General features: G+C 65.8%; 17 protein-coding genes. 3 read left to right on the top strand and 14 right to left on the bottom strand.

Annotated features, from left to right (window positions below; genetic code table 11):
- The first annotated feature begins 83 nt into the window (after nucleotides 1-83).
- Nucleotides 84-782 carry a hypothetical protein gene (locus AVL59_RS32445; protein ID WP_159400164.1) on the top strand — a complete coding sequence of 233 codons (699 nt, stop codon included), beginning with the start codon at nucleotides 84-86 and terminating at the stop codon, nucleotides 780-782.
- Nucleotides 783-895: 113 nt separating this feature from the next.
- On the opposite strand, the gene AVL59_RS32440 is transcribed toward AVL59_RS32445, so the two are convergent.
- Nucleotides 896-1,477, bottom strand: a complete 582-nt coding sequence (locus tag AVL59_RS32440; protein ID WP_067311741.1) for a hypothetical protein — start codon at nucleotides 1,475-1,477, stop codon at nucleotides 896-898.
- A gap of 158 nt (nucleotides 1,478-1,635) precedes the next feature.
- Here AVL59_RS32440 and AVL59_RS32435 point away from each other — a divergent pair, with 158 nt between their 5' ends.
- On the top strand, nucleotides 1,636-2,304 hold the full coding sequence (locus AVL59_RS32435; protein ID WP_067311739.1) for a hypothetical protein: 669 nt from the start codon (nucleotides 1,636-1,638) through the stop codon (nucleotides 2,302-2,304).
- Between the two features lie 783 nt (nucleotides 2,305-3,087).
- On the opposite strand, the gene AVL59_RS32430 is transcribed toward AVL59_RS32435, so the two are convergent.
- Nucleotides 3,088-3,309 carry a hypothetical protein gene (locus AVL59_RS32430; RefSeq protein ID WP_208870478.1) on the bottom strand — a complete coding sequence of 74 codons (222 nt, stop codon included), beginning with the start codon at nucleotides 3,307-3,309 and terminating at the stop codon, nucleotides 3,088-3,090.
- A gap of 980 nt (nucleotides 3,310-4,289) precedes the next feature.
- On the opposite strand from AVL59_RS32430, the gene AVL59_RS52760 reads away from it, so the two are divergent.
- Nucleotides 4,290-4,466 (top strand): hypothetical protein, encoded by a 177-nt coding sequence (locus tag AVL59_RS52760; protein WP_159400163.1) that lies wholly within the window; start codon nucleotides 4,290-4,292, stop codon nucleotides 4,464-4,466.
- A 290-nt stretch (nucleotides 4,467-4,756) separates the two neighbouring features.
- On the opposite strand, the gene AVL59_RS56185 is transcribed toward AVL59_RS52760, so the two are convergent.
- The 12 genes from AVL59_RS56185 to AVL59_RS32370 all read right to left on the bottom strand — a co-directional run bounded on the left by AVL59_RS56185 (nucleotide 4,757) and on the right by AVL59_RS32370 (nucleotide 17,023).
- The gene (locus AVL59_RS56185; protein ID WP_079147126.1) at nucleotides 4,757-5,038 is read right to left on the bottom strand and encodes a DUF397 domain-containing protein; all 282 of its coding nucleotides are present in this window, start codon (nucleotides 5,036-5,038) and stop codon (nucleotides 4,757-4,759) included.
- Entirely contained in the window at nucleotides 4,965-7,286 is a 2,322-nt protein-coding gene (locus AVL59_RS32425) for a tetratricopeptide repeat protein (RefSeq protein ID WP_159400162.1), read from the bottom strand. The genes AVL59_RS56185 and AVL59_RS32425 overlap by 74 nt, the downstream gene beginning before the upstream one ends.
- 41 nt (nucleotides 7,287-7,327) lie before the next feature.
- Complete coding sequence (locus tag AVL59_RS32420) at nucleotides 7,328-7,765, bottom strand: hypothetical protein (RefSeq protein ID WP_079147125.1); 438 nt, start codon at nucleotides 7,763-7,765, stop codon at nucleotides 7,328-7,330.
- Between the two features lie 289 nt (nucleotides 7,766-8,054).
- On the bottom strand, nucleotides 8,055-8,633 hold the full coding sequence (locus AVL59_RS32415) for a hypothetical protein (protein ID WP_067311731.1): 579 nt from the start codon (nucleotides 8,631-8,633) through the stop codon (nucleotides 8,055-8,057).
- A 201-nt stretch (nucleotides 8,634-8,834) separates the two neighbouring features.
- Entirely contained in the window at nucleotides 8,835-9,446 is a 612-nt protein-coding gene (locus tag AVL59_RS32410; protein ID WP_079147124.1) for a 2'-5' RNA ligase family protein, read from the bottom strand.
- A gap of 128 nt (nucleotides 9,447-9,574) precedes the next feature.
- Nucleotides 9,575-10,324: a 7-carboxy-7-deazaguanine synthase QueE gene (locus AVL59_RS32405; protein WP_067311724.1), complete on the bottom strand. Its 750-nt coding sequence runs from the start codon at nucleotides 10,322-10,324 to the stop codon at nucleotides 9,575-9,577.
- Nucleotides 10,321-11,145: a tetratricopeptide repeat protein gene (locus tag AVL59_RS32400; protein ID WP_067311722.1), complete on the bottom strand. Its 825-nt coding sequence runs from the start codon at nucleotides 11,143-11,145 to the stop codon at nucleotides 10,321-10,323. The genes AVL59_RS32405 and AVL59_RS32400 overlap by 4 nt, the downstream gene beginning before the upstream one ends.
- Before the next feature lie 145 nt (nucleotides 11,146-11,290).
- On the bottom strand, nucleotides 11,291-12,124 hold the full coding sequence (locus AVL59_RS32395) for an endonuclease/exonuclease/phosphatase family protein (RefSeq protein WP_159400161.1): 834 nt from the start codon (nucleotides 12,122-12,124) through the stop codon (nucleotides 11,291-11,293).
- 99 nt (nucleotides 12,125-12,223) lie between these two features.
- Nucleotides 12,224-12,733, bottom strand: a complete 510-nt coding sequence (locus tag AVL59_RS32390) for a DUF6082 family protein (RefSeq protein ID WP_067311716.1) — start codon at nucleotides 12,731-12,733, stop codon at nucleotides 12,224-12,226.
- 162 nt (nucleotides 12,734-12,895) lie between these two features.
- The gene (locus AVL59_RS32385) at nucleotides 12,896-13,711 is read right to left on the bottom strand and encodes a hypothetical protein (protein ID WP_159400160.1); all 816 of its coding nucleotides are present in this window, start codon (nucleotides 13,709-13,711) and stop codon (nucleotides 12,896-12,898) included.
- A gap of 128 nt (nucleotides 13,712-13,839) precedes the next feature.
- Nucleotides 13,840-15,792 carry an ABC transporter ATP-binding protein gene (locus AVL59_RS32375; protein WP_067311707.1) on the bottom strand — a complete coding sequence of 651 codons (1,953 nt, stop codon included), beginning with the start codon at nucleotides 15,790-15,792 and terminating at the stop codon, nucleotides 13,840-13,842.
- Between the two features lie 178 nt (nucleotides 15,793-15,970).
- Nucleotides 15,971-17,023, bottom strand: coding sequence for a phosphotransferase enzyme family protein (locus AVL59_RS32370; RefSeq protein ID WP_067311704.1), 1,053 nt, complete (start codon nucleotides 17,021-17,023; stop codon nucleotides 15,971-15,973).
- Nucleotides 17,024-17,060: the final 37 nt, after the last annotated feature.

Raw genomic sequence — 17,060 nt, 5'->3', positions numbered from 1 at the left:
AGCCAACGCGTCAAAGTGACCGACCATGGGCGGGCGTTGCCCGCATCGACGCTCGTGCTGTCGGCGGCACCACACCAGGCTCTGTGCTGACCATCCACCTGAGCCGGCACGATCCTGCGGCAGGCGCCAATCCCGATGCTCAACTGCTGAGTTCGTTCCTCACCGCAGTTGACGCAGGGCCGCACGGAGACGTCGCCAGCGTAGCGGCGTTCAGCCGTGCTTCGAAGACGTCCCCGGCCGTTGCCGCTTGGGTGCGGAGGGATGAGGTCCCAGAACTGGTCGTGGATAGGCTCATGTCGCAACTTGTTGTGGTGGATGCGGCAGGAGCTCTTATTGACGATCGCACCTGCCGCGTAGGGCTCCGATCGACGTTCGAGCGATTGGACAACGAGCACGGCGTGCTGCTCACCATGAGAAGCGAGACGGCCGCCCCAGTCGAGCTGTTTCCGGCCCTCCTTCACTGCTGGATGTGGTGGTGGCGCAAACAAGTCGAGGCTCTCAGTGATCGCCCGGAGATGCCTTCGCCGCCCGAGCGCACAGCCAACGCGGACGATTTTGCCGTCCAACTCGCCCAGTGGTTGGAACGGGCCAAGGAAATGAAGCAACGCCAGCCGGCCCCGAACTGGAACGTGCCGTTGCCGCCGGAGCGGCTGGACCTGGTCGAAGACGGCCGACGCTTCATCGTGCGTTTGGAAGACTTCGAACTCACCTCATGGCCGGACGCGCCTCAAAGAGACCGCGGCGACCTGTACTTCGGCGACATGCCCTACTTCGAGCCCTAACCGACACTGGTTGCTCTGCACGGCGCTGGCAGAGCACGAACACTGGTGACGGGCATTCCCGCGTGTGGGCGGCGGACACGTCCGTCTCAGCTCGGATAGCTACAGCGGGCGCATCAATACTCGACGTCTCCGGTTACTGCGGCTGCCACGACCGAGGCCACTGACGTCAGGTACGACCACTTCGGCAGCAGTTCCTCCCACAGGGCACTCCGCGACGGTTGAGACTCCCAGTCGCGGGCCTCCTCGAAGCGCCAGATGGTCCTTGCCTCCTCGGGCGACGCCTGCAGTCGACGCGCCTCGTACGCGATCTCCTCCTGGGTGGGCCCCCGCCATACGGCTCCTCGCCAGGCCGCGAGAACGTCCTCCGCATGATGCAGGATGGGCTGCGCACCGCGGACGTAGATCTCAAGAAGAGCGATCATGGGCGAATCGCTGGGCAGTCGCTCACGCCACAGCGGCAGCAGTATCTTGTCGATCCTGGCGACCTTCGCGACGAGACCCACCATCCCCTCTGTACGCAGCCTGTCCCACTCCTGTGGTCCACGGGGGAACGGCCGGCTTGCCTCGTCGTCTTTCTGCAACTCCCTGAGGAAGGCGTCTCCGACGCTGATCTCCTCCTGCGTGGGGTCCCATTCGTAGCGGTTGAGCGATCGCGCGATCTTGTCGACTTGCTGCTCGTCGGTGGCCTTCGTCATAAGCGCCAGCCTAGACAGGATGTGCCGCCGGGTACCTCCACCTCACTGCACGCGCCGGTCAGGAACAAGCCCCTCACACGGACGGGGCCGCCAGGCCCCCTGAGCGGACTGTTGATGATCGGCTTCCGTGGCCACAGTCCGACCTCTACCGTAGAAGCGTGGCCGACATGACAAAGACGACGGAGACTTGGCCGGCGGCGATCTCCCGAGCAGAGGAGTACTTCCCCGCGTATACGCCGCCTGGCGGATTGCTCGCTCTCATCCTGACGGTGATCGCCGAGCGGGACAGCGTCGCGGTCAGTGAGGTTTCACTGGCGACGATCCGATACGAACTCGACGATCCCGCTGTCCTGCACGAGATTCTCAACGATCACTGCCCGCCGCAGCCCGATCCATCGGATACGGACTGGTACTTCACCGCGCCGAAGTGGCCCCAGGATCACACAGCGTCAGTACCGGTGCAGCAGCGGAGAGCCTGGGCGATGGCCAATGCGCAAGGACCGGAGACTTACCCCCGCTGGATTCCTGAGAGCCACCGACCCATCGAGTACGCCGACGCACACGTGGAGAGCTTCTACCACCGGTCCGTCGACGTCCTGAGCAGCACCGTCGACGAGCCTCTCCTCGCAGAGTGCGGAGGAATCGCTCCGATGTCCACCGTGGCGATCACAGGCGGGGCATACGACGGGGCCTGCGGCCGGGTGCACGGGCCTGTCTGGGGCCGCGACGATGACGCCCGCGCCGTGACCACGCCTGCTTCCTACAAGGTCTCGTATGAGCACCAGTCGGTCTTGATCCCCGCGGAGCTTGTACGCCCGAGCACCTAACGGTGCACGTTCCTCCCTGGAAGGAAGACACAAGGCGTGCCGTTTCAGGGCACGCGTCAGCCGCCTCAGCCAGATCCTCTCAGTTCTGAGTGGTCCAGTGGTCGGCTCGGGTGGTGCGGAGACGGTACGTGCCCGTGGACGTCGTGGCGTCGATCCGCTCGGGCGGAAGGGGGAGCAGAGCACGGCGGGGATAGCCGCATGGAATGTCGGTGTGCTGTTCGCACCACCAGCGGGCCCACCCATAAACCGCAGATGGATACAGTTCGGGCTGCCCCGGCTCCTCGCTGCGAACCCGGACCGTGTAGCCGACCCGCCCCAAGACTGCCGGCGGCTGGACGCAGACCCAGACCAGTGCTTCACGATCGCTCGTGACTGCGCCCACGACTGTTGCCCCGGGATACGCGTGCACCGCCCTTTCGAGAACCACGTGGGGGATCGGGGCTGACCGGGCATCGGTGACAACGACGGAGGCGTTCTCCCTTGCGGGGTGCATGCTCGTCGGCGCCACTAGATGCAGTGCCCGTCCATCATCTTCTTCTTGCCACCGATCGTGGCAGGTCACGTGGACTCGAACGCTGCCTTCGGAGTCTCCCTCTACCTTCTCTACCTCGGTCTCCACGCAACTTACTGCCACAACCGCATCAGCCGCAGTCGCATCCGTCATGTCGAGCCCCCTTCGAACGAGTCACCGTGGGCAGTCTGTCACCGGCCGTGGTGGCGAGGCAGCCCGCCAGGACCCTGGCCGTCCATCACCGGTCGCACGAAGTGCGCCATTGAGCCGTCTCATTCTCGGGTGTCGTGCACCACCTGGTCGAGGAGCTTGGCAAGTTCCTCAACGGCGTGTTCGGCAGCTGCGGTCTGCTGTGCGAGGAGCGGGGGAACGTGCCGCTGCTCCCACTGAGCCACGTCCAATGCGTTTTCCTCCGCCCACAGCGGCTCAAGGTCGGTCACTGCGGGTTCGAGGTCCGCACACAGACCCCCGTGGGTAATCGCCAGCGCGTGCATGTTGCCGTGCATCCCGTCCGGTCGGCGAGGCGCGTAATCGGCAGCCGTTCCGAGGGCAGTCCCGAGATGGATGAGTCGGCGGGCACGCTGGAGCCAGGATGGTCCCGACTCCGCCGGCTTGGGTGAGGCTGGGTAGTCGGAGGCAGCGGTGGGGGAGTTGCATAGCCCGGTGGCGCGAGCAGCTACTCGGTCTGCCTCACTGACCGTCCATACGCCCGTCTGCAATTCGTGTTGTTTCCTTGATCGCTGCTCCTCGGCCCATTGGCCGTTGCTCACCCATCCCCCGTGCCCAACCCCGAAATGCTCCGGGAATGCGCGGAGTTCGAGTATCCGGTACCTGAGGCGATCGGGGGCAACCGGCCCACCAGCCAGTGTGGGTGTCTCTGCGTGTGTCGTGAGCGTAGCCTCAACCGCCCGTGCCACGGAGGGGAGTTCGTTAGGCGGCGGTAGCAGGCCGTGCCCAGGGCGAATATCCGGCAGGCTCGCGGGCAGTCGGCCTGCCTTTGCAATTCGGCGACAGACGTCGGCTGCCTCGCGCAATGTGACGTCGCCGAGAGGGCACGCACCGTCCCGGGCCGCGCTCCACAAGGCGACACCCAAGATGGTTACCTCGTAATCGGGCCGGTAGCCCTCTGCTTCCTCAATGCGACACTGCTCTTCCAGCGAGAGTGTGTGCCGGCCAAGGCGCCAGTCCTGGTGCCACTGGTAGAAGATCCGGGCATGATCCATGGTCAGCCGCCAGGACGGCGGTATCGCCCGCGGGTCGTCAGGATGAACGCGGTGCGCAGGCGCTCCATCGCTACTGATGGCGGCCACCCTAGACAACCACGGGTGAGTGATGGCGCCCGCTACGAGGCGAGCTCTCCGGCCAGCGGACGAGCGCGATCCGGCATGCTCTTCTTCCCGCCGACAACCAGACCACCTCGGGAGCCCAGAGCCCGGTGCCGAGGGATCTACCCGAGCGCATGCCAACATCGGGCATGGGGCTGATCATCCAAGAACCCGACAGCACCCGGCTCATACTCGCTTTCGTGGACCACCACGAGAACAAGGAAAGGTGCCCAGAGCTGGTGCTCGTCTCCGACGAGTGCGTACCCAGCCGCTCCGTCCGCGAGCTCACCAAGCTCACGCTGCTACTCAGGAGAGAGAGACCCTGACCGACGCGGTCCGAGCCACGTAGCAGTACTACGACCAGGCGGCCATCGCCATCGGCGAGGACCCGGCCCCGAATGACGAGACCCTCTACGCCGAGCACGCGGACCTGCTGTCCCGCTTCATCCGTCCCTTGACAGCAGTCTGTGCCCCAGAAGCACCCGTGGCGGAGGCAGGCGTCCTGGTCGGCCGGAAGCCGGAGGCACCCTGGCCGCCCGAACCGGGACTGCTCGACGGAATGCAACTGTGGCTGCTTGGAAATCGCACAACGGCGTAACCGCCCCGCGTTCGTGCATCAGCACGATGGGGACGGAACATCGTCCTCCGCTATGGCACGTACGAACGACGTCCAGGCACTGGCACGGAATGTGATCACCGTGCTGCCAGGGCGCTTCGAGTCACGAACGGGGGCCTGTCCTGGCGGGGGGGGGTGAGCAATTCGAGGCAGGTGTTCTCCTGGCCGCTGTAGCTGCTCTTGCACCACGTCCGTATCACGAGGTCGGTCAACGCTGAGATTCCTTCGCGGTGTAGGCCTCTTGGAGCGCCTGTCGGCAGGAGGCGGTGTCGGGGTGCTCATCGCCGAGCACGCGGTGGCAAGCTTCCAGGTTCGACGCGGCCAGGGCCACGGCGGCGTCGAGGTCGCCGGCGCCGAGGCGGATGCGGATCAGGACGTTCCGCAGGCCCAGAGTGTGCGGGTGCTCGGCGCCGAGGATGCGTTCACGTACCTCCAGGACCAAGAGAGCTTCCTGCGCTGCGAGTTCCCATTGCTGTTGAGAGCGCAGGATGTTGGCAAGCAGTGCCCTGGTCGTGAGGGTCCGCGGATGCTCCGCACCCAAGAGGCGACCCCGCACGGCAAGGATGCGTTCGACCAACGCCCGGGCTTCGTCTATCTGGCCGCTCTTGAACAGCACCCAAGCCAGGGTGTGGCAGGCGGTCAAGGTGATGGGGTCCTCGTCACCCAGAGCTCGCCCGGCACGTTCGGCGTTGGGCCGGGCGATGCCCACCGCCTCTTGCCAGCGTTGCTGCTCTCCGACGGCCTCAGCGAGGCAGGCCGTGCTGACAATGGTGTCCGGAGCTTCGAGGCCAAGGGCACTGCTGCGGCCGTCGACGGCTCGCCGCATGTGGCGCTCGTCCTGGCTCCAGGCGCCCAGCCCGTAGAAGACAAGGGCGAGTTCGTGGGCACAAGCAAGCGTGGCCAAGTGGTCCGGGCCCATCTCCGCCTCGTGGGCGGCCAAGACCTCCTCAAGAAGGTCCTTGGCCTGCTCATAGCGGCCCAAGGCGCTTAGTATGCGACCGAGTTCGTAGCGATCTGCCAGGCTTTCTACCTTGTCCGGAGCGTCGAGGGCGCCGTCGGCGTCCACGACGGACTTCGCCACGGCATGAGCGGTAGCGAAGTCACCGCGGTCGTAACTCTGGGCACGCAGGTAGCGTGCAAGGGCCAGCGCACGGTGGGCGCTGGCCGAGCGGGCTCGGACAACACGTTCCAGAAGGGCCACCACATGGGGGGTGAACAATCGCAGGCTCTGGGCATCGATCAGCAGCCCTTCGCCGGCTTCCCTGGTGAGCAGGCCCTCCAACAGCGTGGCTGCCGCGGCAAGAATGATCTCGCGCTGGTCCAGGGGGATGCGGGCGGCGACGGTGTCCAGCAGCAGGGCATGGGTCTGCACGCAGGGCACGCCCGGGCGGCCTATGTCTCCGGGCACGTTGTCGACGGACACCATCGACTGCGACATCAGGCCCCGCAGGGCGGCCTCTGCGCGTTGGCCGGGTAGCCGTGGTTCGGCCAGGTCGAGGCCGGTGTGCCGCAGCCTATCGGGGTGGAGTACACCGGTCGGCAGTGGATCGGACGCGAAGCAGGACAACAGCCTGATCAGGGTGATCGCCTCGGGAAGACCACGATCGGCGAGGGCGTCGAGGGAGATCTGCCACGTACTGCTGATCAGCCGGCGAAGATCACGCTCATCAGGATCGGCGGCCTCGTCCAGCGTGGCGTTCGGATCATTGCGGAGACGCTCGAGGAATTCGTCCACAGTCACCGGATCCAGGAATCGGCGGCCCAGGTAGGAACCGGCGAGGACCAACGCCAGAGGATGACACCCCAAGGCGCGGGCCAGCTCCTCCAGCTCGGCCGTGTCGGAGGGGACTTCGAAATCCATCAGAACATCCACGGCGTCGTCCAGGCCGAGAACGTCCAGATGATGGCGTTCCGCGCGCCGCCATGCTGCCGCCATGCCGAAGCGGGTGGTGACGAGGATGGTGCCACGGCGTGTCGGGCGCAACCACACCTCGTCGCCCAGCACCGAGGGATCATCCGCGTTGTCGAGTACGAGCAGCCAAGGCTGGGCCGAGTGTTCCAACCGGTACCAAGCCAGATCGGCCGCGGCCCGGCGACGGTCACGCGCAGCATCGACCTCATCCTGCGAGGCACCCCGATCCTGGGCAACGGCGAGCATGCCCTCCCGGAAGGCCGGGGCAGTCGACGCGTTCACCCACAACCCGATGACTCCCTGCTGACCCACCGCCTCGTCGAAGACCACCCGTGCGATGGCCGTCTTCCCACAGCCCCCCATGCCGTGCACCACGATGGGACTGTCCGAGGCGTCAGGGTGACACGCGGCGCGCAGCAAAAGGCGACGCAGATCGTGCCGGTCATGGATCGGTGTCAGGGATGCCGCAGCCAGCGGTACCCGCACCGAGTCCGGGCCCACATGCTCTCGCCGAGCCGCCGCTCCGCCCGGCGAGTAATGGGCGGTGTAGCTTCCGATCTCGATGTTGACCTGATCACGATCGGCGTTGAACAGCCGACCATGATCGGCAACCGACACGCGAGGTGCCACAGCCCCCGCGTCGCCGCGCCCAGGGTGGCTCATCGCTCGTGGATGTGCTGGTCGCGGCCCGCGTTGTAAACGCGCCCGTTGCCGGACACGTGCGTGTGGAAGACGGGAGCCGGCACGGTGGGTTGCTGATCGCGGGGCAACGAGCCGCGTACTTCGTCGAGCAGCTGCTGCAGATGCTGGGCCACCGCCGGATCCTGCTCCAGGATCCGGCGCAGCCGACGGTCCCAGTCACGTACCAGATCCGCCTCGCCCTGCTCATCCTGGTCCTGGCGGGCCGCAAGAACCTCTTCGCGGGTCTCGTCCAGAGCCAGGGTGATCTCCTCGGCTTGGACAGGCCGGAAGCGGCGCCACAGCATCACGACACCCTCACGCGCCTGCTGCCAAGCATCCGTGGCCATCAACGCCACCAACGTGGCACCAGCCGTCTCGACAACATCCACGCGCGCCCCCTGCCAGAGCAGACTCACCCAGCTCCTTCCGGGTGATAGTAGACGCGGCGGCCACCACGGCCCTCAACATTCCTGCCACCAGTGCGACCAACGCACGAATCTTGGCCGAAACGCACTGGGTGCCACCGCGCAGCTCAGCCCCGAACTCGTCGGTCAGAGCGCATGCCCAGTCGGCAGCGCGCCTTGACCTGGGATCTGAGGCCATCATTCATCTGTCGAGTGATCGACGTATGCGCCTGGCCGTGGGACGAGCCGAATCTCGTTCCCGCCGTGGCCGACTGGCCTATCCCGCCGCACTCGGGCTAGCTCACCGAAGGCGAGGGTTGATCGCCACGAGACGAGCTCGAAACCCTGGATCAGGCTGATTGGCCTCGAACTCGCCGCTCTCCAGGTCGATATAGCCCCATTCGCCCTTCCGGCCAGCACCGCAGACCATCAGGGTCAACGTCCGCCCCGGCTCAGCGATCGCGGTGACCTCATGGAAGGTCGTGAGCGGCAAGTGGTTCTGCCCGCCTGCTTGGTGAACCTGGGTCGTGCTGGTGACCTTGCCGTCCACCACTTCATACCGCTGCTCTGTATATCCGCCGAGCAGGATGAACGCGGTGAACTCCCACGGATGGTTGTGCGGCTTCGGCGCCGCACCGTCGCGAAGGTCCGGACCGAGCCAAAGATTGATCTTGGCGGTGCATTCTGCCTCACGCCGCAGAAGAAGCTCGGCCTTGTATCCGACCCCGTCCAGGTCAGGGATCAGCGTCCAGTTGCTTTCGGACGTAAACCTGTCCCAGGTCAGGTGCTCGTCCGGAAGATGGGCGGCCAGACCTGTGACGGCGGCGTTGAACATCTCCTCGTCCACCGCCAAGCCGGGGATGATCTGTACGGACTTCATGGTTCGCTCTCTTTCGGCCGCCACAGCGGCTGTTCTCGACGAATAGGTCAGCCAGCGGTCTGGTGAGGACCACCAATGGTTCAAGTAGGAGCTGCGGGCAGGCTGCTCTTGACGCCGATGACCTGGTTCATGAGGTGAACTCCTTCACGGCTTGCGGGTTTGCAGCGCCCCCGACCAGTGCTGGGCAGTCTGCAGGCGCGGTCAGCGGGATCCGCCAAGCGGCACGTCGAGGATCCGCTCGAACATGATCTCGCGCCGGTCGTGCCACTGGGAGACCAAGCTGATCTGGTCGACGCGCACCGTGACGGGGCCGGGTCCGTGGTCGCTTAGCCATACCGTCATCGGAAGCCGCTCGACATCCCCCACGCCGTAGGCCAGGCTGGCGTGAGGGTAGTGGGCTGCGGGCAGGGCCTCGTAGCGGCCACCAGTCGCTTTCGTGGTGGCAGCGACGGTCAGCTCCCACAACGGGCGCGATGCCGCCCCTGGCTGCCCCGCACACTCGATGGCGACACTGCCTACAGTGGCCCGACTCAAAGTGAGCTCCAACGGCGCGATCCAGGCGCAACCCGCCCGCACCTCGTCGACCATGTCAGTGATCTCCCGCTCGGACATCTCCTCCACGGGAGGCCCGTGCAAGACGGTGACGTGGAAGTTCTCCGGTCGCACAGGGGCGAGGCCCGGTCGGTGAGTCAGCTCCCGGTAGGGCTCGAACAGCGTCTCCTCCGCCCACTCGGGCGAGGCGAGCAGATGCCAGTGGTAGTCCCGGCGGCCTTCCGGCCAGCGGTGGATAACCGTGGAAAAGAAGTCCCGCACAGCCGATCTCCTTTCCCTTGCACGTAAACGGGGCTTGTTCGAGGCAGGGCTTTGCATTCAGATGTTGGCCAACGACATCTGGTCGCATGGCCTGGAGGGTCTCACGGGCCGCTATAGCGGGCTCGTGATCAGCGGCATTGCGCGATCATGTGCAGGCGGGTGCTGACGTTGTATCCGTACGCGGCCGCGCCGGCCATGATGACCGGTTGGCGTTCCAGCAGCGTGGCCGTGTCAGACGCTTCCGGCATCACCCAGATCCACGACGGCTCCAGCTCGTGCTCCGCCGCAAAGTCAGCTACTTCCCCGATCTGGACCTGGTCGGCCACGACGAACTTGAACACCGCTCGCTCTGCGGCCGCGAGCCGAGCGAACGCCGCGATCACATCGGGTTTGATCCGGCGCTTGAGCGGGTCACCACCGCCCATGACCGTCAGCTTCGGCGACACGGTGTAGTGCCCAATAAAGGGGTTGATAGATGGGATCGGCGCGATAGTGCCATTCGTCTCCACATGCACCTCAATGCCCCGGCGTCCCAACAGGTCCAGCATGGTGATGAACGCCGGTGCGCTCTGCCACAGCAGAGGTTCACCGCCCGAGAGCACCACCATACGAACCCGTGCGGGCAGCTGGCCCACCGCAGCCGCAACCGCCGTCTCCGGGCAGGTGACGGCCAAGTCGTAGCGCGAGGTGTCCCAGGTCTGGGCCGTGTCGCAGGGAGGACAGTGCAGATTGCACCACCCCAGGCGAATGAAGCCGCAGGAGCGCCCCATGTAGGGCCCTTCACCCTGCACCACATCCCAGAAGACCTCGTTGATCGGCAGATGCGTCTCTCGGTTGCGGCCATCGGCTGCCGGCAGTGGCAAAGCGGTGTGAGTCATGCCCCCTCCAGTCCGAAGAGAGTCGTCCCGGCAATCTCACGAAGCCCCGCCGTCCGGTGGTGTGCGTCACCCAGCACCTTGTGCGCTGCAGGTAGGGCCTGCTCGGCCAGTGAAGCCGCCTCTTGCACCATGCCTGCTGAAACCAGAATGTCGGCCAGGTCCTGGACGATGGCGATCGTGAGCGGATGTTCCGGTCCCAGCACCGCCATGCGCCCCTGGTACACCTGCCTCGCCTGCGATGTGGCGCGCTCTAGATCCCCGGCGCTTTGCAGGCACTTGGCCAGTAGGTTCCCCGCGGAGAACGTGAGCCGGTGCTCAGTGCCGAGGCAACGCTCGAGGTCGGCACAGACCGCGGTAGCCAGTTGTGTAGCTTCTTCCCATCGTTCCTGGTGGAATCTGATCCACGCTACGGTCAGGCGAGCCATCAGCACTCCGTCGTGCGACTGGAGTCCCTTGACCTCACCGAGCTTGATCGTTTCCTGTGCGATCGCCTCGGCCTCTTCCATCCGGCCCTGTTCTCCGACTGCATCGGCCAGCCCGGCGCGAGCTTGGAGCGTGTCTGGATGGTCCGGGCCGAGGATGCGAGACCGGCCCTCAACGGCACGACGGTGATACAGCTCCGCCTCGGAGAAGCGGCCCAGGCCGTAGAGAGACAGGCCGAGCTTGAGGCGGGCCCGCAACGGGACGTCGTGGTCGAGGCCGAACTCTGCGTCAAGGTGCGGCAGGATCTCTTGGCACAGGCTCACGGCTTCGGTGAAGTCGCCTTGCTGGAATGCAGATTCGGCTTTCTGCAGGGCGTTGTTGAAGGACCGTGTCGTCATTTCTAGGGGCCCTTTCATGATCAGTGATGAGATGGGCGTGTGCTGCTCTGCTCGGGCGGGCCGCGTGGAGCTAATGGGGACCTGGGACACGGAGAGCGGTACCGGCTGTCTCGGCGGCTATGGAGGGACCTGCAGTGAGGCGAGTTCAGGTGTAGGTGCTGATAGCAGCGAGGTCGACCTGGTCCAGGTCGAAGGTGGCGACGATGCCGTAGTGATCGGCCTTGGTGTCGACTCGGCGGTAGTCCCTGATCGCGGGCGCGAGTGCCGGGGTGACGTGGAACTGGTCCACGCGCAACTGTCCGCCCTTGCCGGTCAGCGCGCGTAGCGAGGGATCGGGGCGGGAGTCGGCGACGTGGGCGGCGACGTCGGTCATGTCGCCGTCGCGGAAGACCTCGCCCACGAGGCGGTTGCCGCACCATGGGTCGGTAGAGCTCTTGCGTCGATGGCACCGGGAGGACCGGTTGTAGGGAGGGATGAGTGACCAGTCCGGCTCCTCGTCCCCCAACGGCATGTGGTTGATGTCGCCGCCGACGAGGCCGATGCCGCCGAATCGGTAGGCGCGGGCGATGAGCAGCTGGGCCTCCTGGCCGGCGGCTTCCACGGAGTAGGGGGTCAGATGAGTACTGATCGCTACCAGCGGGACCGGCCACTCCTTCGCGAGGCCCAGTGGCCGAAGCTGGAGGGAGCAGTAACCGTGGTGCATGTCCGTGGCGCTGTACCTGGTGTCGGTGTCCAGCCATTCCAGAACCCCGGGTTTCCAGGCCACCGCGGGGTTCATCTGGCGGGATGGCGCGACGACAAGGTTCATGCCGAGCCCCTCACGAGCGGCCTTAGCCTGTTCGGGGCCGGCGAGCCATTCGACCTCCTGCAGCAGAAGCAGGTCCGGGTCCACGTCACGGATGGCGCCGACCAGCTCCTCCCATCGCCCATCCTGGTGGGCGCCGATCTGGATGTTCTGGCTCATTGCTGTCAATATCACGCGAATATGCTCCTTGCCTGTCGGATGGTTAGCTTGGGGAGCGTTGTCCGTCCCAAGGACGGCGCCGCGCTGTCGTCGATCTGAGGCGACACTGCGTCATCAGCGCGAACACGAAGTCTGCGGGTGCTCCAGGCCGCCGGGATCGGTGGCCGTGGGAATGGACGGCAGGACTTTTCCGGTCTCGTCCTGAAAGGCGGTGTCCATGAGGGAGTGGAACTGGCGGGTGCGTTCGTCGACGGCAGCCCGGGCCCGCCCTTCACGGACACGGGTCCACCACTGCATGCCTTCGGGTGTGGCGAAGAGAGCACGGGCGGCACCGTCCACCCCAGCAGGGTTTAGGGCTCCGACGCGGTACATCGCCTCCCACGCAGCGACCCAGGCGCTGCGGTGCAGGTGCAGGCGCCGTTCCGCCGAGTCGAGCGGCGCCAGGCTTCCCCATATTGCGCGGAGACTGGGACGCTCCACCTGAGCCGCGAGTAGCTGCTGATGCATGCGTGCCGTCTCCAGAAGAGCCCGATCACGGTGCCGGCGCTCACTGAGAACGACATGGACGATGCCGGTCCCGGCGAGGGCGAGCAGCGCGGCAGCGGCCACATGGTTGCTACGCATGAGAGATTCCTTCTTCCAATAGTTCGTCGCAATGGTGCGAGAGCAGGCAGAGGGCAGGCATTTGGGGGCTTCTGGACTAGTGAGTGCATCCCGCTTCGCCAGTTGAACGCAGAGCAGCGGTGACACACCCGGTCGCTGGTTCGATGGCTAGAGCGGCCCCCATCACGATCTCGTCTGCTTCGCGGCAACCGAGGTCGTCGAGCCGCTTTCGAGCGTGGTCCCGGGCTTGTCGATCGCCCCACGGAGGGCAGCCGCTGCTGCTGAGATCGACTCGCGGTCGCGCAGATGGATCGCGTGGAGCAAGTCTTCGGCAGTGGCCAGCACCGACATGTGCTTCAGAACGAGCAGTTCGGATTCCGAGAGTGCGCGGCCGAAGCCCTTGAAGAACCAATCACGCAGGCTCGGCTGCTTGGCCCACAACAGAGCTGGCCGCGCGAGGTCAATGACGGCAGCCATGATTTGGGACCGGCCGAACCCCGTGAGGGACAGGGTCTGAGACTGGCTCTGCCATTCCCAAGTTGAGGGGCCGAACGTGCCATGGCAGAAGGCGGCCGGTAAATCTCGTATGTGCTCCAGCACGATGGCAGCGGATCGCTCAACGGCGTCCTGCTGCGTCATGGGCATTAGTGCGCCGACCTGGCGGACGAGGGCCCGGATGCGTTGCACGTACAGAGCGGTGGCCCGAGGCGCTTGTGTCCGCGATTCGTCATTGCGACCAGCACTGTCGTGCAGCACTCGTAGCAGGCGACCGGCTTCCTCGTGAACTCGGAGCAGCAGCTGGAGATTTGCGTTGTCGACGCGCCATCCCCTGGGTTGGACCGTCAGCAGGCTCCGGAGTCTCGGCTCGCTGGCAAGCAAGCGCGGGCCGTGGTTGGGGCTGAGATGACGGATGGCGTTGCGGTGGGCGTAGATCTCGCGGCGGAAGTCGTCATCGCTGCGCGTGATACGGAGGTCGATGAGTCCTTGGGGTGAGGACATGCGCCACGCCCGAGCGCAACTGAGATCGGCCGGCAGCGCCCAAGCGGCCTGCCTTCCTACGTGGCCTCGGGCCCAGTCAGCGGCCTCGGCCGGTATGGCGGTCGGTGTCATCTCACTCTTCCAGAAGGTCAAAACAGGGCATGCTGGTTGGGTGCCACGTCGTGTTCCGGGGACGTAGGGGCAGGGATCTGTCCCGACCGCTCGTTCTGCAGGTCCCACAACTCCCGGAATAGTCCGCTGCGGTTCGCCAGGAGTTCAGCGAACGTGCCGTGCTGGACAACTCGGCCCATGCTGAGGACCACGATGCGGTCAGCGATAGCCACGTTGGTCAGGCGATGGGTGACGAGGACGACAGCGCGGTCGGCAGCGTGACGGCGTAGGCCAGAGAAGATGCGGTGCTCGGCTCTCGGGTCCAGTGCAGCGGTCGGCTCATCCAGGACGAGTAGGCCAGCGGGGCGATGGAAGGCTCGGGCGATTGCGATGCGTTGCCATTGCCCGCCGGATAGTTCCTGCCCGCCCCACCATTCTCTCGCGAGCAGTGTGTTCAGGCCGCTGCGGAGATCATCAATCACTTCGTCGGCGCCTGCCGCCCGAGCGGCATCAAGGACGGCGTCGTCTCCGTCGATCGTGGGCTGGCCCAGGGTGATGTTCTCTCGTGCTGAGAGGGGCCAGCATGCGAAGTTCTGCGGCACTACGGCAACCCGTGACCAGGCGGCGTGTGCGTCAATGGTCCGGGTATCGGCTCCGTCCCAGGCGATCATTCCCTGATCGGGAAGGTAGAGCGCGGACAGGAGTTTGCTGAGGGTGGTCTTGCCTGATCCGTTCTCGCCCACCAGCGCCAGGATCTCGCCGCGCCGGACTTCCAGGGACACTCCGTCGAGGGCGGGCCGGTCGGTGTTCGGGTACCGGAAGGTGATGTTCTCAGCACGTACGACCGTGGGCCCGGTGGGGGTCTCGGTGCCACGGGTGATGCGGTGGCCGCCGGCTTCGTCGACGAAGTCCGCCCAATCGTCCAGGTACATGCCGGTGCGGAAGAGTTGCGCGCCGTAGCCGATGATCCCGTCGAGGCTGGCGCTGACGCGGCCCAGGGCGAGGAATGCGGTGCCCAGGGCGGCCACGGAGATATGGCCAGTGACCACGAGCAGGCCCAGGGCCGCCCAGACCACCGCGCTGGCGAAGCCGCCCGCGGCGCCGCCAAGCAACGAGATCTTGGCGCTGCGCAGGGCGGCCTCGTCGGTGGTCTTGTCGATCTCTTGTCCGGTGGTGCGGTATCTGCTGATCAGGAAATCGGCCATCGTTCCGGACCGGATCTGGTCCGCGGTCTGCTTGTCGACGAGATACCAGCGCAGCATGCCCAGCAGTCGGCGGTCCTTCGCGGTGGTACGCGAGGCGATGTACGTGACGCGTGCCGCCCGCACACTCGCCAAGCCCTTGGGGAGCGCCGCGAGGATGAGCAACGGCAGCAAGATCGGATGTACAGCCGTCAGGGCGCAGAAGGCCGCGATCAGCGAGGCGGCCGCTCCGAGGATGTACTGGCACTGCGTGAGCAGATCGCGTGAGACCTCTACGCCACGGTCAGCGGCGTCCCAGCGATCGTTGTATCCCGGGTTGTCGTACGCGGACAGTTCCGCATGCGTTGCGGCGTCCAGCAATTTCAGCTCGGCTTCGCGGGAGATCCTGGGGGCGAGCCGTGCCGAGAACGCCGTGCTCGCGATGCCAAGCAGAGCACGCAGTCCGATGGCTCCGACCACCACTGCGAGGGAGGGAGCCGCAGCCAGAAGCTGGTCCTCAGACAGGTGCCCGGACGTGATCACAGGCTTGATCACGCCAGTAGTGGCGAGCAGTCCGAAGGCTTCCAGGACCCCGGATGCCACCTCACAGAGAAGCAAGGCGATCACGGAGTTGCGATCCACCTGCCAGCCGAGTCCCAAGGCCCGCCGCATCAGTTGTGGCATGCGGCGTGCCATGGCACGTGTCGTGATCGCGTTGGCGACCTCGAGGCGACGGTCCCCTTGAGCGAAGAACTTCAACTGCTCATCCGGCTGCGTCGCAGACGGCACGCCCTTCTTCGACTGTGTCATCAGCGCCGTGCCTCCTGAACCGCGGGGCTCCGGGGCATGAGCATGACGGGCACGCCGATTGCTGCGAGCAATAAGCGTGGACCGATCACTGCGTGATCCAAGGCGTCTCCCTGGGAGCGAGGTAGGGGTGAGGCAGTTTTCGACAGGCATGCTGACGCGGCTGGAATAAGGGAGTTCGTCATGAGCCGCCTCCGCCTGCTGAGAGGTCGGCAAGAGCGTCTTCGAGTTCGTCGAGGTGGTTCAGCAGCAGGCGGATCGTGGTTTGCCGCTCCCGCCAGTGCCGCTTCAGATCAGCCTCGGCGGCCGGTGGTAGTCCGTATTCGGCGGTCGTGGCACCGTAGAAGCTAAACAGCATGTACAGCAGCGCGATTCGTGCACACGCCTGCGCCTCCCCGACGGGGAGGCTCGGGTTCTCGGCGTGATACGCGCTGACCATCGCCAGCGCGCATGCGATCCACTCCGGACTGTTGGCGACGGTGCGTGGGTCGAAAGCGGCCCTGCCCAATTCCCAGGCCGGCAGGGCGCGTGCGCCGCGGAAGTCGATGACGCCGGTGACGGCATCGGCGAGGACGATCATGTTGGTTCGGGAGAGGTCCGCGTGCAGGGCCTGTTCCACCAACTCGTCCGGCAGCTGCTCCCGCAACCGGTGCACATGCTGGTGCAGATCCTCTCGACGTTGGTCGAGGTCCAGCCGAAGTTGGTCAAAGTGATCGTGTCTCTGGCCGAGAGCCGTGGCCAGCACGCTGCCGCACCTCGCCGCGGCGCCTTCCACGCTGCCCGTCCGCCAGCGGGACTGCTGCACCTTCTGTGGCATCGGGTACGCGGCGAGCGCCCGGTGCATGCGCCCCATCACGACTCCGATGTGTTCAGCCAAGGCAACCGTCATCGCCGAACTGTTCACCCGCCCGGGCGCTTCATCGGTCACCGCCCAGGCACAGCCCTCCGCAATTGTGACGAGATCACCGTCTACGTCCGGCCACACGCGTGGGACGGGGACCCTGGCGGCGCGGCAGTACTCCGCCATGTCCCAGGCGCTCCGTGCCGCATCCAAATCTGCCGTGGAGCGATACTCCTTAACGAACAGTCGCAGCCCGTCCTCGGTCATCACCCACCGGTTGATCGTGTCGGTGCCCATATGTACCGGCTCAATCACTGCGGCAGCGAGGCCGTACCGGTCCCAGAGCGCATCTGCCATCAGAGCAGCGCCTCGGGCGGCGTCGTTCATGTCCATGGCTGGTCCTTTGAGGGCGAGGGGCGGCGCGCGGTGT

Source organism: Streptomyces griseochromogenes (assembly GCF_001542625.1).
Classification (GTDB): Bacteria; Actinomycetota; Actinomycetes; order Streptomycetales; family Streptomycetaceae; genus Streptomyces; species Streptomyces griseochromogenes.
The sequence above is the reverse complement of the archived record's forward strand: the minus strand, read 5'-3'. Positions and strand labels throughout refer to the sequence as shown.

Coding starts and splice junctions, on each gene's coding strand:
- AVL59_RS32440 (WP_067311741.1), bottom strand. CDS start 1,477: ATGACGAAGGCCACCGACGAGCAGCAAGTCGACAAGATCGCGCGATCG.
- AVL59_RS32430 (WP_208870478.1), bottom strand. CDS start 3,309: ATGCACGCGCTGGCGATTACCCACGGGGGTCTGTGTGCGGACCTCGAA.
- AVL59_RS52760 (WP_159400163.1), top strand. CDS start 4,290: ATGGGGCTGATCATCCAAGAACCCGACAGCACCCGGCTCATACTCGCT.
- AVL59_RS56185 (WP_079147126.1), bottom strand. CDS start 5,038: ATGAGCACCCCGACACCGCCTCCTGCCGACAGGCGCTCCAAGAGGCCT.
- AVL59_RS32415 (WP_067311731.1), bottom strand. CDS start 8,633: ATGAAGTCCGTACAGATCATCCCCGGCTTGGCGGTGGACGAGGAGATG.
- AVL59_RS32405 (WP_067311724.1), bottom strand. CDS start 10,324: ATGACTCACACCGCTTTGCCACTGCCGGCAGCCGATGGCCGCAACCGA.
- AVL59_RS32400 (WP_067311722.1), bottom strand. CDS start 11,145: ATGACGACACGGTCCTTCAACAACGCCCTGCAGAAAGCCGAATCTGCA.
- AVL59_RS32390 (WP_067311716.1), bottom strand. CDS start 12,733: ATGCGTAGCAACCATGTGGCCGCTGCCGCGCTGCTCGCCCTCGCCGGG.
- AVL59_RS32385 (WP_159400160.1), bottom strand. CDS start 13,711: ATGTCCTCACCCCAAGGACTCATCGACCTCCGTATCACGCGCAGCGAT.
- AVL59_RS32375 (WP_067311707.1), bottom strand. CDS start 15,792: ATGACACAGTCGAAGAAGGGCGTGCCGTCTGCGACGCAGCCGGATGAG.
- AVL59_RS32370 (WP_067311704.1), bottom strand. CDS start 17,023: ATGGACATGAACGACGCCGCCCGAGGCGCTGCTCTGATGGCAGATGCG.